Genomic DNA, 13,823 nt, shown 5'->3' with positions numbered 1-13,823 from the left:
CATGACTTCCACTCCAGGACACCGCATCACCGTCGAACCAGGCACTGAGCACGTGCGCGTGGTGCGCGACGGAACACTGCTCGCCGAGAGCCGCCGTCCGCTCGTACTGCGCGAGACGGGCTGTCCGGTGCGCTACTACCTGCCGCCGGCGGACGTCCGTACAGAACTGCTGACGGCGTCGGACACCCACACCCACTGCCCGTTCAAGGGAGATGCGTCCTACTGGTCGCTGCCGGACGCGGCCGATCTCGTCTGGGCCTATCCGGACCCGAAGCCCGAAGTCGCCGCGATCAAGGACCACTTCTGTTTCTACGACACCGAGATTGTCGCCGACTGAACGTCACTCCCCGCCCTCATGTGCCGAATTGAACATTCTCAATAAGTTCTCGGCCGGAGCGATGAGTTCATTACGCGCCGCAGTCCACCCTCACACACGCTCGCGTACGACGATGCGCTGCTCGGCGACGGCTCGGTGCCCACGGAGCGGTTCGCGTCCGTGACAGCACGCACGATGGTGGTCTGCGGCGGCTTCAGCACCACCCCGGCCCGGCCGGCGACCCGCGCCCTCGCGGAGGCGGTCCCGCGCGCCCGGCACCGCACGCTGAGGGGCCGGACCCGTGAGCCGGCGCCCCAGGTGATCGCCCCGGTCCTGCCGGATTTCTTCGCCAGGGACGTGAACGCGCGCCAAGCGTCCTAGCTGGAAGACGCCCTGGTTGTTGCCGCCGAGCACTTCGCCTTCTGCCCCGACAACATCTGGCAAGGACCCCATCCCACCCTGGCCGCCTACACCGAGCGCATTACCAACTTGAACTGCTGGGAGTCTGGTGGGACTGACCCCACCCGGAGCAGCTGCACAGCGGCCCTTCCCCCGACGAGCCCAACCCTTCGATCGACCTCCGCATCAAGGAGATCATCGACAGCATCGCCCACGAGAGGTCCTCAACCCGCCACGAAGGCTCCGCGTCGGCCGGCACCCGGCACTCCGATGAGGCGGCCATCATCTTCGCCAACCTCACCGACCCTTGCGGCGGGAGACCTCCTCCTGCGCGTCACCGTCCACCCGCTTCGCCACGCCACGTTGCGGCCCGATCAGGCGCTACCTGACCGTTCCGCACGCCGGGACGGCCGCGCTACGCTGCGGCCTTCCTGTGCGCGATGGGGGCCTTGGCCCCGTGGGGGGAAAGAGGGAAGCGCCGTGAAAGGCCGCAGAGACGTCACGACGGTGGGCAGAATACGTCGGCGGCGGCGCTGGAACCTGGTGGCCATGCTGGTCGCGGCGGTGGTCCTGGGCGGGATCGCTGCTCTGAGCACGCTGTGGTCGAGCACCGAGCGCGTCGCCCGCCTGTGGACGGGGGCAGAGCTGTCCGCCGACGGCCGTGCCCGTATCACCGAGGTGATCGACTACGACTTCGGGCACAACAGCCGGCACGGCATCTTCCGCGATGTCCCCGGCCTGCCCTATGGGGCCAAAGTGAGTACCACCATGGACGGAAAGCCGGTCCCGCACGAGATGGAGCCGTACATGGGCGCCCACGAGGAGATGCGTGTCCGAATCGGCGACGCCCAACACACCATCACCGGTCGGCACCGCTACCGCATTCAGTACGAACTGGCCGACATGGCCCCCGCCGGAACACTTGCCTGGAACGCGGTCGGCACCGGATGGGGAGTCCCGCTCAGCCGCATCGAGATCCATGTGTCCGCGCCCTTCACCTTCGGCGACATCCACTGCGTCAGCGGCCTTCAAGGCTCCGGGCACCCCTGCCAGGCCGGCCAGCCCCGGCCGGGACACCTCACGCTCAGCTTCGACAACCTCAAGGCACACCAAGGCGCCACGCTGCACGCCACCTCCGCCGGCAGGCAGGCCGCCGCACCCGCGTCGCCGGCCGAGCCATCCGGCCCGGTTCTTGCCATCGACCGGCCCGGACCACTGCGGGTCGGTCTGTCCACCGCCGGGATCGCCCTGGCCGCAGGGCTGCTGGCCGGGTGGCTGACGCGACGGGCCGGCCGCGAACGGATCGCAGCCGACACGTGGCCGGGTTCAGCTCCGGACTCGGCCGGTGCGGAGCGCCGCGTCGACATCACGCGGCTCGAGGGCCTGGCGACCGAGACCTCGTTCCCGCCCGAGGGGCTGACCCCGGCACAGGGCGGCGTCGTGCTCGCCGAGGACATCACGCCCCGCCACCAGGTGGCCTGGCTGCTGAGCGCCGCGGACGACGGCTACCTCGTCCTGGACGACAACCAGTCGCACCCCACCCTCACCCGCCCTTCCCGGGAGCAAGTCCCGCGCACCGACCGCGCCGTCCGGAAGGTGTTGGACCAGGCGTTCGCCGGCCGCGACTCGCTGCTGCTCGGCGGCTCCTACGACCGGCTCTTCTTCATGGCGTGGCACAAGATCGCCGATCAGCTGCGGGAGTGGCGCGACAGCGCCGACCTGTGGGATTCCGACCGGGCCGGATACCCCAACGGCGTCCGGGTCATCGGCCTGACCGGTGCCCTGTTCGGCCTGATCGCTGTGATCGTCGCCGGTGTCGCCGCGGGCAGTCCGCACGGGTACTGGTCGGTGCTGCTGCCGGTCGGCGCGGGCGTGGCGGGTGCGGGCGTCGCGCTGGTCGCCGCGGCCGACGAACTACTGATCCGCACCGCCAAGGGCACCGCGCTGTGGCTGCAAGTGGAGTCCTTCCGGCGCTACCTGGCCGGAGCCGGCGCCCAGCACGTACAGGAAGCGGCGGACGCGGGCAGGGTGGACCAGTACAGCATCTGGGCGACGGCCCTCGGCGTGGCCGACCACTGGTCCCAGGCAGTGTCGGAGACGACGGTGCCGCAGACCCTCCCGTCCGCCAACCGGTCCGCCCACATTCCGCTGCAGCGTTCGCTGATGGCCGTTGCAGTGCTCGCGGCGGTCTCCTCGACCACCAGGCCTCCGGCCTCCAGCAGTTCCTCCGGTTCCGATTCGAGTTCCGGCTCCAGCGGCGGCTACTCGGTCGGTGACGGAGGCGGCGGGGGCGGCGGCGGCTCCTGGTGATGTGCCAGTCAGCTACGGATCCATGGTGCGCGGTGTACAGGGGGACCAGCGGGTCTGCCAGGCGGAGGGATTGATGTAGGTCTTGGTAGGCACCGAGCAGCCTGATCAGGGCGGTGTCCAGCAGGTCACATCGCTCCAAAGAGATCTCCAGCTCCCGGCCCATGAAGTGGCATCGCGACCCCCGCCAGCACTTGGAGAGCGCACTGCGGTCAACTCGCCGCGCAGAATGCGTAGTTCACGGCCAGCTTGTTGGGCCTGTTCGTACACGGTATCCAGCTCAGCGGCCGTCTGAATCAGTGCGCGGGCCAGACGGTGCTCCCGCTCGCCCGGCGGATGCCGGGCGGTGAGTTGGATCACGGGGTCGGTGAGATGGAGGTGTTCGGCCAGCAGTCGGACCCCGGGGCCCGGCCCGGTGGCGGGGATGGGGGTGGTCATGGCGGGGTGACCTCCACCAAGGTGCCCAGGGCGCGGGCCAGGCGCAGGGCGAGGCTGTGGCCGTGGTCGGGGCCGTGGGCGAAAGGCATCGCAATCCGGGAGAGCGAACGCCCGGATGTCATCCTGACGACGAGCCAAACTGCACTGCGGGCACTTGTGCTCGGAGTGAAGATCGGTGACGTCTGACACCCCAGGCCTGAGCCTCGCGTCACCCCGTTTAAGAGCACGGCGTTACCAGCCGGCAGATCTTCTCGGTGAGGAAGTCCAGCGGGACGTCCTGGCCTTCCGCGGTGCGGTGGCGCAGCCTGACGGCGCCCGTCTCGCGGTCGATGTCCATACCGGTGACACCGAGATCGGCGGCAGCCAACAAGTGCATGACGCGCTCACGGTAGCCCTCCTCCGGCTTCAGCTCGATGAGGTCCTGAGTCCACTTGGCCCGGTGCACCACATCCTCACCGGGCGTCACCAGCCACAGTTTGTCCAGGAACCAGCGGTGCAGCGCGGACAGTTGGGGATCGTTGAGCGTGGCTCCGGTGGATACGAACAACGCGTCGGGCGCGTGAGGGCCACCAGGTCGTCGCGTCGGCCCGTGAAGCCGTCGCCCTCGAAGATGAACTCTCCGCCCTCCGACTCCGGGCGCCCCGCCTCACGGTCGAACCACGTCTCGCGCTCACCACGCGGGTAGGCGTGCAGCCACTCGGCTTCCACGCGGTCGTCGGACAGCTCGAAGCCGTACGTGAACCGGGTGCGGCTGCGCCCGAGGGTGAGGTCTACCTCGTAGAGACTGGTCTCCTCCGCACCTGAGGCGTCCAGCTTGAAGGACTTGCGCGGCACACCGTGCGACTTCGTCCAGTCGGCGAACGAGGTGCGCACCGCTTCCTGCATGTCACGCAGCGCACTGATCATGTTGCTCTTGCCCGATGCGTTGGCTCCGAACACGCCCATGACCGGCAGAGCCGTCACGTCCCGGCCGTCGTGGCTCAGCCCGGTCGCACGGGCGTTGCCGTCGGGTTCCGAGCCGATGAGCGACAGCTCGCACTCATCACGGATCGAGCGGTGATTGACCACCCGGAAACGCAGCAGCACCCTCGGCCTCCCGGCGGGACGGGGAGGCAGACGCCGTCGTACATACATCGCATGCGGACGATCCGCAGCAGCAGCCTATGACGACCGCCCTGGCAGTGCCAGCTCCGGCAGACAGCCAAGGTCGGTCGGCCGGGGGCGATCAGCCGGCCGCCGCCGTCTCCCGCCGCACCGTCGTCGCGATCGTCGCCGAACCGACCACCCGCGTCCCGTCATACAGCACGACAGCCTGGCCCGGGGCGACGCCCCGTACCGCCTCGGTGAAGGTGACGTTCAGCGTGTCGTCCACGAGCTCGGCGGTCACCTCGGTCTCGCCTCCGTGGGCGCGGAGCTGGGCGGTGTAGGTGCCGGGGCCGACCGGGGCGGTGCCGCACCAGCGGGGCCTGATGGCGGTGAGCGCGGTGACGTCGAGGGCCTCGACCGGGCCGACCGTCACCGTGTTGTTCACCGGGGAGATGTCCAGGACGTAGCGCGGCTTGCCGTCGGGGGCCGGGTGGCCGATGCGCAGGCCCTTGCGCTGGCCGATGGTGAAGCCGAAGGCGCCCTCGTGGGTACCGAGCCTGTTGCCGGACTCGTCGAGGATGTCACCCTCGGCCTTGCCGCCGAGGCGGTCGGCCAGGAAGGCCTGGGTGTCGCCGTCGGCGATGAAGCAGATGTCGTGGCTGTCGGGCTTCTTCGCGACGGCCAGGCCGCGGGCCTCCGCCTCGGCGCGGATCTCCTCCTTGGTGGTGAGGGTGTCGCCGAGCGGGAACATGGCGTGGGCGAGCTGCTTCTCGTCCAGGACGCCGAGGACGTACGACTGGTCCTTGGCCATGTCCGAGGCGCGGTGGAGCTCACGGCTGCCGTCCTCGTTCAGCACGACCGTGGCGTAGTGGCCGGTGCAGACGGCGTCGAAGCCGAGGGCGAGCGCCTTGTCGAGCAGCGCCGCGAACTTGATCTTCTCGTTGCAGCGCAGGCACGGGTTGGGGGTGCGGCCCGCCTCGTACTCGGCGATGAAGTCCTCGACCACGTCCTCGCGGAAGCGTTCCGCCAGGTCCCAGACGTAGAACGGGATGCCGATGACGTCCGCGGCGCGGCGGGCGTCGCGGGAGTCCTCGATGGTGCAACACCCGCGCGCACCGGTACGGAACGACTGCGGGTTCGCGGAGAGGGCGAGGTGCACACCGGTCACGTCGTGGCCCGCCTCGGCGGCGCGGGCCGCGGCGACGGCGGAGTCGACACCGCCCGACATGGCGGCGAGCACCCGGAGGGGGCGCGGGGAAGTCTGATTCATAGCTCCACCAGAGTACGGGGCGCCGGGAACCGAATGCTCGCGGATATGCGTTGTCGATCGCATGGGGACCAAGGGGACGGCGGGCGCCAAGGGCTCCGCAGGGGCGAAGCCGGAGCACGGCATCAGCCGGCGCGGGATGCTGATCGGCGCTGCCGTCACGGCCGTGGGCACGGCGGCGCTGGCACGGAACAAGCTGGAGCATGCCTGGTGGCGGCTGCCGGGGGTGAACAAGCCCCGGAAGCCGGGTGAACTGGATTACGCCCTCGCGGAGTGGATAGCGGCGTCCCCGGCGAACTGGCGGCGGGCGGACCGGCCCGCCGACTACGGCATCGACCGGGTCGTCGTCCATGTCATTCAGGGCAGTTACCGCGGCGCCGTCAAGGTCTTCCAGAACCCGGACCACGGGGCCGCGGCGCACTACGTGGTGCGTCAGGACGGCCATGTGGCGCAGATGATCCGCGAGCTGGACGTGGCGTTCCACGCGGGGAACAGGTCGTACAACGAGCGCAGTGTCGGCATCGAGCACGAGGGGTTCGTGGACCGGCCGCAGGACTTCACGGCGGCGATGTACGCGTCGTCGGCGCGGCTGACGGCCGCGATATGCGGACGGTACGGGATTCCGGTGGACCGCAGGCACATCATCGGGCACGTGGAGGTGCCGGGCACGGACCACACCGATCCCGGTCCGCACTGGGACTGGGACCGGTATCTCACGCTGGTACGGGCCGCGGCCGCCGGCCCGACGAAGGGCCCCGGGGGTCGAACAGCTGCCTGAGGGCTGTCCCGTCATCCTGGCGGGACAGCCCTTACGGCCTGGTGCACGATGGAGAGCGGGCTCCCGGCGTCAGCTGAGCCCCGCCGTCCTGGCGCGCTCGACCGCCGGCCCGATCGCCCGTGCCACGTCCTCGACGTCGTGCTTGGTCGACGTGTGGCCGAGCGAGAACCGCAGCGTGCCGCGGGCCAGGTCCGGATCGGTGCCGGTGGCCAGCAGCACATGGCTGGGCTGGGCGATGCCCGCCGTGCAGGCGGAGCCGGTGGAGCATTCGATGCCCTGGGCGTCCAGCAGCAGCAGGAGAGAGTCGCCCTCGCAGCCGGGGAAGGTGAAGTGGGCGTTGGCCGGGAGCCGTCCGCCGGGGGCGGGGTCGCCGCCGAGGATGGCGTCGGGGACCGCGGCCAGCACGGCCGCGACCAGCTCGTCGCGGAGTCCGCCGATCTCGCGGGCGAACTCCTCGCGCCGGTCGGCGGCGAGCCGTCCGGCCACCGCGAAGGCGGCGACAGCGGGCACGTCGAGGGTCCCGGAGCGCACGTGCCTCTCCTGGCCGCCGCCGTGCAGCACGGGTACGGGGGTGTATTCGCGGCCGAGCAGCAGCGCGCCGATACCGAACGGGCCGCCGATCTTGTGCGCGCTGACGGTCATCGCGGCCAGCCCCGAGCCGGCGAAATCGACGTCCAGCTGACCGAAGGCCTGGACCGCGTCGGCATGCATCGGTACGTCGAACTCATCGGCCACAGCGGCAAGTTCACGTACCGGCATGATGGTGCCGATCTCGTTGTTGGCCCACATCACGGTGATCAGCGCGACGTCGTCGGGGTTGCGCAGGATCGCCTCGCGCAGCGCGTCCGGGTGGACGCGCCCGTACGTGTCGACGGGGAGGTATTCGACGGTCGCGCCCTCGTGTTCGGCGAGCCAGTCGACTGCGTCCAGCACCGCGTGGTGCTCGACGGGACCGGCGAGGACGCGGGTGCGCCGGGGGTCGGCGTCGCGGCGGGCCCAGTAGAGGCCCTTCACGGCGAGGTTGTCGGCCTCGGTGCCTCCGGAGGTGAAGACCACCTCGCTGGGGCGTGCGCCGAGGGCGTCGGCGAGGGTCTCTCTCGACTCCTCGACGGTACGGCGGGCCCGGCGCCCGGCGGCGTGCAGTGAGGACGCGTTGCCGGTGACGGCGAGCTGGGCGGTCATCGCCGCGATCGCTTCCGGAAGCATCGGCGTGGTCGCAGCGTGGTCGAGGTATGCCATGGTGAGCTCGATTCTACGAGCGTCTCAGATTGGCTTGGTTCCTTGTGATCCTGGTAGTGCTGGATCACCTGGGAGATGACTCGGTTGTCCCCGGGTGGGGATGGTGTGGGCATGGCGGTGGAAGCCTGCCCCGAGTCGTGCCCCGTCCGGCTGGTGCCGGGTGGGGGTGCCGATGGTGGTCGGTTCCTGCTGCCGTCGTCGCCGCTGGGTGCGGTGGGTCGGGTGCGTGGGGTGCCGCCCCGCCGGACACTTTCCTCCCGGTGTCCGGGCCGCTCCTCGACCTGTTGGCGCAGCTCCTCCCAGGCCTCGGCCGGCTCCACCCCGGGCCGGCGCACGACCGGGTCGCCGCTCGTCATGACCTGACGGATCCGGTCGGCGCGTGAGAGCTGCGGCACCCCGCCGCGGTCCGCGACCAGGTACCACACACCCGCCTTCACGACGAGGCCGTACGGGGTGCCGACACAGGCGCGGGCGGTGTCCGTGCCGCTGTGACGGCGGCGCGTCCGCACTCGGCGGTCGGCGAACACGGCGACATCGACGGTGACCGGCGGTCCGCTCATCCAGGTCGACGAGGATCCGCCGGCTGGTCGGTTCGGCCGCGGGCCGGTGCGGCGCGGGCAGGGCCGCCATCACCTTGCGCAGCGCGGAGCCGAGCGCCGCGTCCAGACCGAGTGCGGCATGGGCGCCCTGTGCGGCGAGAACGAACAGGGCGCGCGCCTCGTCGACGGTCGGGCCGGTGACATCCGTCCGGAATCCGGGCAGCAGGGAGATCCCGCCCTGCCGGCCGCGTTCCGCGTAGACGGGGACGCCCGAGGCGGAAAGCGCCTCGATGTCGCGGTAGATGGTGCGTACGGAGACATCGAGGCGCTCGGCGACCTCGGTGGCGGGGACCAAACCACGGGTCTAAAACAATGACAGGATCAAGAGCAGCCGGTCGGATTTGACGCCGCCCAGCGAATCATGGGTCAGTTGCGCGGGGCGCGGGCCAGCTGGCGGGACTGAGCGACCAGCCGGTCGGCGCTGTCCCAGACGTCCGCGTCCTCCTCCAGAAAGCCGCCCGCGAGGTTGCGGGTGGTGAGGGAGACACGCAGCGGGCCGGGGGCCGGGCGGCAGCGGATGTGGGTGGTGAGCTCGATGGTCGGTGTCCAGCCCTTGAGCCCCAGCTCGAACGAGGTCGGCGGCAGCGCGTCGACGGTGAGCAGCAAGGAGTACGGGTCGGCGTCACGGCCGTCCGCAAGGCCGAACCAACCGCGCATCTCGCCCTTGCCGGACGGGGCGCCTATGGCCCATCCGACGGTCGACGGGTCGAGTTTGATACTGAGCCGCTCGGTGATCGCGGAGCTTCCGGGAATGGGCGCCGGGCCGTCGTCCGGGCCGAAGCACTGCTCGATCGGCGCCATGGCCGGCGGCTTCGCCGACGTACGGATGTCGTCGGAGAGGGAGTCCAGGTCACCGTAGGTGCCGAGGATCCGGATGCGCTCGACCTCGGCGCCGTCCTCCGTGTACTGGAAGAGGGAGGCCTGGCCGGTGGAGAGGGTGCGGCCGGTGCGGACCGTCTGGGTGCGGATCACCGCGGGGCCCGGGACGGATGCGGTGAGGTAGTGCGCCGAGACCGAGAAGGGGTCCGGGTGCGGCAGAGCCTCGCCGAGTGCGCGGCCGAGCATGGCCAGCAGATAGCCGCCGTTGACGGCGTGGATGATCGTCCATCCGGCGGAGAGCTCGGCGTCATAGACGCCTTCTTCGCGAAGGGTGACGGCGGTGTCTCTGTCGAACTCGCTGTCACCGATGAGTGCCTGAGCTGCCTGTGCCATGGGACGCACCGTACACCGATTGCATTACTGAGCGGTAGCTTTTTGAGTCGCCGATGTGACGGCCCCTCGCGACCAGGGGTGTCCGCGTCAGGTGGCCGCGGAACCCTCCTCCGCCGTGCCCGAGGAACGGTTGTACGCGCGCGGCGCCCGCCAGTGGAAGCGCATCGCCAGCAGCCGCAGAACAAAAGCGGTGATCACGGCGGCGCCACTGGTGAAGGCGTTCAGCGTGTCGAAACGGATGCACAGCACGATCATGGCGGCGCCGACCATCGCGGGCACGGCGTACAGATCGCGGTCCCAGCGCAGCAGTGACGGCGTCTCGTTGGCGAGTACATCACGCAGCACACCGCCGCCGACCGCGGTGGCCAGACCCAGGGCAGCCGATGCGGTGAGACCGAGGCCGTAGTCGTACGCCTTGACGGTGCCGGCGACACAGAACAGCCCGAGGCCCGCCGCGTCGAAGACGTTGACGGCGACCTGGATGCGCTCGACGTGCGGATGCAGGAAGAAGACCAGGCCGGCGGCGAGCAGTGGGGTGAGGAAGTAGCCGAGATCGGTGAAGGCGGCGGGCGGAACCGCTCCGATGATCACGTCTCGGAACAGCCCCCCGCCCAGCGCTGTCACCTCGGCGAGTACCGCGATGCCGAAGACATCGAAGTTCTTGCGTACGGCGAGCAGTGCGCCGGAGATCGCGAAGACGAAGATTCCGACGATGTCGAGCGCATGCTGGACGGAGGGCGTGAACAGTTCGTTGAGCACCGGGCAATTGTGCCGGTGCTACTCCTTCGGGGTGTCCCCCGCGTCCCCGGAGTCCGCCGCGTCCTCCGAATCCGCCGCGGCTTCGGGTTCCTGGGAGGCCTTGGTGATCTTGGCCGGGGTCTCCGGTGCAGCAGGCTCCGGCTCCTTCTTCAGCGCCACGATCTCCACCGCGTCCCGCGCCGATTCCAGCGCGATGTCGCCCGGCCTCTGGTCCGGCGCGTTCTCCGGGTGGTGGCAGGCCACCTGGTGCCCAGTCTTCAGCATGACCAGCGGCGGCTCCAGCGTCGCGCAGGCAGCCGACGCCTTCCAGCAGCGGGTGTGGAAGTGGCAACCGCTCGGCGGCGAGATCGGCGACGGCACGTCGCCGTTGAGCAGAATGCGCTCGCTCTTGGCCGACCGACGCCTCGGGTCCGGGACCGGCACAGCCGACAGCAGCGCCTTGGTGTAGGGGTGCATCGGCGCCTTGAAGAGCGACTCACGGTCGGCCAGCTCCACGATCCTGCCGAGGTACATGACCGCGATCCGGTCCGAGACGTGCCGGACGACCGAGAGGTCATGGGCGATGATCACGTACGTCAGGCCCAGCTCGTCCTGGAGGTCGTCGAGCAGGTTGACGACCTGCGCCTGGATCGACACGTCCAGCGCCGAGACCGGCTCGTCCGCCACCACCAGCTTCGGCTTGAGCGCGAGCGCGCGGGCGATGCCGATGCGCTGGCGCTGCCCGCCCGAGAACTCGTGCGGATAGCGGTTGTAGTGCTCGGGGTTGAGGCCCACCAGCGAGAGCAGGTCCTGGACCGCCTTCTTGACCCCGCCCTCGGGCGTGACGCCCTGGAGCTTGAAGGGCGCGCTGACGATCGTGCCGACCGTGTGCCGCGGGTTCAGCGAGGAGTACGGGTCCTGGAAGATCATCTGCACGTCGCGGCGCATCGGCCGCATGGCCGAGACGCCCAGGTGCGTGATGTCCTTGCCCTCGAACTCGACCTTGCCACCGGTCGGTTCGAGCAGCCGGGTGATCAGCCGGCCCATCGTCGACTTGCCGCAGCCGGACTCACCGACGACACCCAGGGTCTCCCCCGCACGCACGTCGAAGGAGATGCCGTCGACGGCCTTCACCGCAGCGACCTGACGCTGCAGCAGCCCCTTCTTGATGGGGAAGTGCTTGACCAGGTTGTCGACCTTGAGCAGCGGCTCGGGCGAGCTCGTCGCCTGCGTCGGGATCGCCGTCGAGGCGGCGCTCTTCTCGGTCTTCTCGCTCTTGTCGCTCACAGCTTCGGCGCAATCTCTTCGGTCCAGATCCGGGTCCGATCCTCCGGCGACATGTGGCAGGCCGCGAAGTGGCCGCCGTCGACCTGCTGCAGCTCCGGGCGCGTGGTCCGGGTGATGCCGCCCTTGGGCACATCCGCGTACGGGCAGCGCGGGTTGAAGGCGCAACCGGACGGGATGTTGATGAGGCTCGGTGGGGAACCCTTGACCGGGACCAGCCGGTCGGACTCCTCCTTGTCGATGCGCGGCATCGACGTGAGCAGACCCCAGGTGTACGGGTGCCGGGGCGCGTGGAAGACCTGCTCGGCGGTGCCGCGCTCGACGCAGCGGCCGCCGTACATCACCAGGATGTCGTCGGCCATCTCGGCGACGACGCCCAGGTCGTGGGTGATCATGATGACCGCGGAGCCGAACTCCTTCTGCAGATCGCGGATCAGGTCGAGGATCTGTGCCTGGACGGTCACGTCCAGGGCGGTCGTCGGCTCGTCGGCGATGAGCAGTTCGGGGTTGTTGACCAGCGACATCGCGATCATCGCGCGCTGGCGCATACCGCCGGAGAACTCGTGCGGATAGGCGTCGACGCGCTTGGCGGGCTCGGGGATGCCCACCCGGTCGAGCATCTCTATCGCGCGCGCACGGGCCACCTTCTTGGTGACGTCGTGGTGGTTGCGGTACGCCTCGACGATCTGCGCACCCACCGTGTAGTACGGGTGCATCGCCGACAGCGGGTCCTGGAAGATCATCGACATCTGACGGCCACGGAGCTTGCGCACGTGCTCGTCGCCGGCGCCGATCAGCTCCTCGCCGTCCAGCCAGATCTCACCGCTGATATCGGGGCGGCTGCGCGCCTGACCGGACCGGTGCAGGCCCATGACGGCCAGCGAGGTGACCGACTTGCCGGAGCCGGACTCGCCCACGATGCCGAGGGTCTTGCCCTTCTCCAGCTGGAAGGAGAGCCCGTCGACGGACTTGACGATGCCGTCGTCGGTCGGGAAGTGCACCTTCAGGTCGCGTACGGAGAGGAAGGCCTCGGGCCGTGCGCCGCCCTGCTCGGGAACACCGGCCGGACCGGTCGACTGCGCGTCCTGGGTGGGGGTGTTGTCGGTCACGTCAGCCTCACACGCGGGTCGACGACCGCGTACAGCAGGTCGACAATCAAGTTGGCCATGACTACGAAGAACGCCGCGATGATCGTGACGCCCATGATGACCGGCAGGTCACCGGAGTTGATCGCGTCGACCGCGGCCTTGCCCATGCCGGGCAGACTGAAGGTCGACTCGGTCAGCACCGCGCCGCCGAGCAGGGCGCCCAGGTCCAGACCGAAGACCGTGATGATGGGGGTGAGGGTGGACCGCAGAGCGTGCTTGCGGATGACCACCTGCTCCTTGAGGCCCTTGGCACGGGCCGTACGGATGTAGTCCTCGCCCAGGATCTCCAGCATGGTGGCGCGGGTGAGCCGGGCGTAGGTGGCCGCGAAGAGGAAGGCCAGGGTGATCCAGGGAAGGATCATGCTGTTCAGCCAGGCCCCTGGATCATCCGCGAGCGGCGCGTAGTTGATCGTCTCCATCCATTCCAGGCTGTAGATGAAGACGGCCGAACAGACCAGTCCGGTGAAGTAGATCGGCAGTGACACCCCCGCCAGCGCAGTGATCATCGTGACCCGGTCGAGCACAGTGCGTCTGCGCAGTGCGGAGATCACGCCGGTGGCGACACCACCGATCAGCCAGAGCACCGAAGCTCCCGCGGCCAGCGACAGGGTGACCGGGATGCGCTGCTTCAGGTCCGGCCACACGGGCTGCTCGTTCTTGAACGAGTAGCCGAAGCAAGGCGCCGGGCAGTGGGTGATCTGGGAGCCCTGGTCGTAGTCCCGGCCGGCCACGATGCCCTTGAGGAAGAGGCCGTACTGCGTGGTGACGGGCTTGTCGAGGCCCATCTTCTTACGGATGCCCTCGATGGCCGTCTTGTTGGTCTCGCGGCCGGCATAGAGGAGTGCGGGATCGCTTCCGGTGATCTTCGGCACCATGAAGAAGATGCCGAAGGTGACCATGGAGACGATCACCAGCATGACGACGACATTGACGAGTCGTCGGAGGAGGTAGACGAGCACTGCAGTCGGCCGGATCAGCGGGCGACTGCCGTCCCTTGTGGGGACGACAACCG

Annotated in this window: 13 protein-coding genes and 2 pseudogenes; 4 read left to right on the top strand and 11 right to left on the bottom strand. The window is 69.5% G+C overall.

Annotation, left to right across the window (positions count from 1 at the left end):
- Position 1: 1 nt before the first annotated feature.
- From AB0I23_RS01935 to AB0I23_RS01920, 3 genes and pseudogenes are all read left to right on the top strand, one after another.
- A complete protein-coding gene (locus tag AB0I23_RS01935) occupies positions 2-337 on the top strand; it encodes a DUF427 domain-containing protein (protein ID WP_359105954.1) in 336 nt (111 codons plus the stop codon).
- A gap of 90 nt (positions 338-427) precedes the next feature.
- A pseudogene (locus AB0I23_RS01930) lies at positions 428-697 on the top strand (alpha/beta fold hydrolase); the annotation flags it as partial.
- A 525-nt stretch (positions 698-1,222) separates the two neighbouring features.
- Positions 1,223-3,025, top strand: coding sequence for a DUF2207 domain-containing protein (locus tag AB0I23_RS01920; protein WP_359105953.1), 1,803 nt, complete (start codon positions 1,223-1,225; stop codon positions 3,023-3,025).
- Between the two features lie 105 nt (positions 3,026-3,130).
- Here AB0I23_RS01920 and AB0I23_RS01915 read toward each other — a convergent pair whose 3' ends face one another.
- The 4 genes from AB0I23_RS01915 to mnmA all read right to left on the bottom strand — a co-directional run bounded on the left by AB0I23_RS01915 (position 3,131) and on the right by mnmA (position 5,816).
- The gene (locus tag AB0I23_RS01915; RefSeq protein ID WP_359105951.1) at positions 3,131-3,460 is read right to left on the bottom strand and encodes a hypothetical protein; all 330 of its coding nucleotides are present in this window, start codon (positions 3,458-3,460) and stop codon (positions 3,131-3,133) included.
- 217 nt (positions 3,461-3,677) lie between these two features.
- On the bottom strand, positions 3,678-3,926 hold the full coding sequence (locus tag AB0I23_RS01910) for a hypothetical protein (RefSeq protein ID WP_359105949.1): 249 nt from the start codon (positions 3,924-3,926) through the stop codon (positions 3,678-3,680).
- Entirely contained in the window at positions 3,923-4,546 is a 624-nt protein-coding gene (locus tag AB0I23_RS01905; protein WP_359105947.1) for an AAA family ATPase, read from the bottom strand. Before AB0I23_RS01905 ends, AB0I23_RS01910 begins: the two co-directional genes overlap by 4 nt.
- Before the next feature lie 139 nt (positions 4,547-4,685).
- Positions 4,686-5,816, bottom strand: coding sequence for a tRNA 2-thiouridine(34) synthase MnmA (gene mnmA / locus AB0I23_RS01900; RefSeq protein WP_359105946.1), 1,131 nt, complete (start codon positions 5,814-5,816; stop codon positions 4,686-4,688).
- Positions 5,817-5,877: 61 nt separating this feature from the next.
- On the opposite strand from mnmA, the gene AB0I23_RS01895 reads away from it, so the two are divergent.
- Positions 5,878-6,591 carry an N-acetylmuramoyl-L-alanine amidase gene (locus AB0I23_RS01895; RefSeq protein ID WP_359105944.1) on the top strand — a complete coding sequence of 238 codons (714 nt, stop codon included), beginning with the start codon at positions 5,878-5,880 and terminating at the stop codon, positions 6,589-6,591.
- Between the two features lie 69 nt (positions 6,592-6,660).
- On the opposite strand, the gene AB0I23_RS01890 is transcribed toward AB0I23_RS01895, so the two are convergent.
- The 7 genes and pseudogenes from AB0I23_RS01890 to AB0I23_RS01860 all read right to left on the bottom strand — a co-directional run bounded on the left by AB0I23_RS01890 (position 6,661) and on the right by AB0I23_RS01860 (position 13,770).
- Entirely contained in the window at positions 6,661-7,830 is a 1,170-nt protein-coding gene (locus tag AB0I23_RS01890) for a cysteine desulfurase family protein (RefSeq protein WP_359105942.1), read from the bottom strand.
- Positions 7,770-8,724 (bottom strand): annotated as a pseudogene (locus AB0I23_RS01885) (helix-turn-helix transcriptional regulator). The gene AB0I23_RS01890 and the pseudogene AB0I23_RS01885 overlap by 61 nt, the downstream one beginning before the upstream one ends.
- A 71-nt stretch (positions 8,725-8,795) precedes the next feature.
- Entirely contained in the window at positions 8,796-9,641 is an 846-nt protein-coding gene (locus AB0I23_RS01880; protein ID WP_359105940.1) for a thioesterase family protein, read from the bottom strand.
- Between the two features lie 87 nt (positions 9,642-9,728).
- A complete protein-coding gene (locus tag AB0I23_RS01875; protein WP_359105938.1) occupies positions 9,729-10,400 on the bottom strand; it encodes a trimeric intracellular cation channel family protein in 672 nt (223 codons plus the stop codon).
- 18 nt (positions 10,401-10,418) lie between these two features.
- Positions 10,419-11,618, bottom strand: a complete 1,200-nt coding sequence (locus AB0I23_RS01870; protein WP_359106239.1) for an ABC transporter ATP-binding protein — start codon at positions 11,616-11,618, stop codon at positions 10,419-10,421.
- 44 nt (positions 11,619-11,662) lie between these two features.
- Positions 11,663-12,772 carry an ABC transporter ATP-binding protein gene (locus AB0I23_RS01865; RefSeq protein WP_359105936.1) on the bottom strand — a complete coding sequence of 370 codons (1,110 nt, stop codon included), beginning with the start codon at positions 12,770-12,772 and terminating at the stop codon, positions 11,663-11,665.
- A complete protein-coding gene (locus AB0I23_RS01860; protein WP_359105934.1) occupies positions 12,769-13,770 on the bottom strand; it encodes an ABC transporter permease in 1,002 nt (333 codons plus the stop codon). Before AB0I23_RS01860 ends, AB0I23_RS01865 begins: the two co-directional genes overlap by 4 nt.
- Between the last annotated feature and the right edge of the window lie 53 nt (positions 13,771-13,823).

The sequence above is a fragment of the Streptomyces atratus genome, from assembly GCF_040655115.1.
In the GTDB taxonomy this organism is placed as follows: Bacteria; Actinomycetota; Actinomycetes; order Streptomycetales; family Streptomycetaceae; genus Streptomyces; species Streptomyces atratus_D.
This window is presented reverse-complemented; position numbering and strand designations above follow the sequence as displayed.

What these genes read in the sequence shown, in the direction of transcription:
- AB0I23_RS01895 (WP_359105944.1), top strand. Translation starts at nt 5,878, where the DNA reads ATGGGGACCAAGGGGACGGCGGGCGCCAAGGGCTCCGCAGGGGCGAAG.
- AB0I23_RS01915 (WP_359105951.1), bottom strand. Translation starts at nt 3,460, where the DNA reads ATGACCACCCCCATCCCCGCCACCGGGCCGGGCCCCGGGGTCCGACTG.
- mnmA (WP_359105946.1), bottom strand. Translation starts at nt 5,816, where the DNA reads ATGAATCAGACTTCCCCGCGCCCCCTCCGGGTGCTCGCCGCCATGTCG.
- AB0I23_RS01935 (WP_359105954.1), top strand. Translation starts at nt 2, where the DNA reads ATGACTTCCACTCCAGGACACCGCATCACCGTCGAACCAGGCACTGAG.
- AB0I23_RS01880 (WP_359105940.1), bottom strand. Translation starts at nt 9,641, where the DNA reads ATGGCACAGGCAGCTCAGGCACTCATCGGTGACAGCGAGTTCGACAGA.
- AB0I23_RS01890 (WP_359105942.1), bottom strand. Translation starts at nt 7,830, where the DNA reads ATGGCATACCTCGACCACGCTGCGACCACGCCGATGCTTCCGGAAGCG.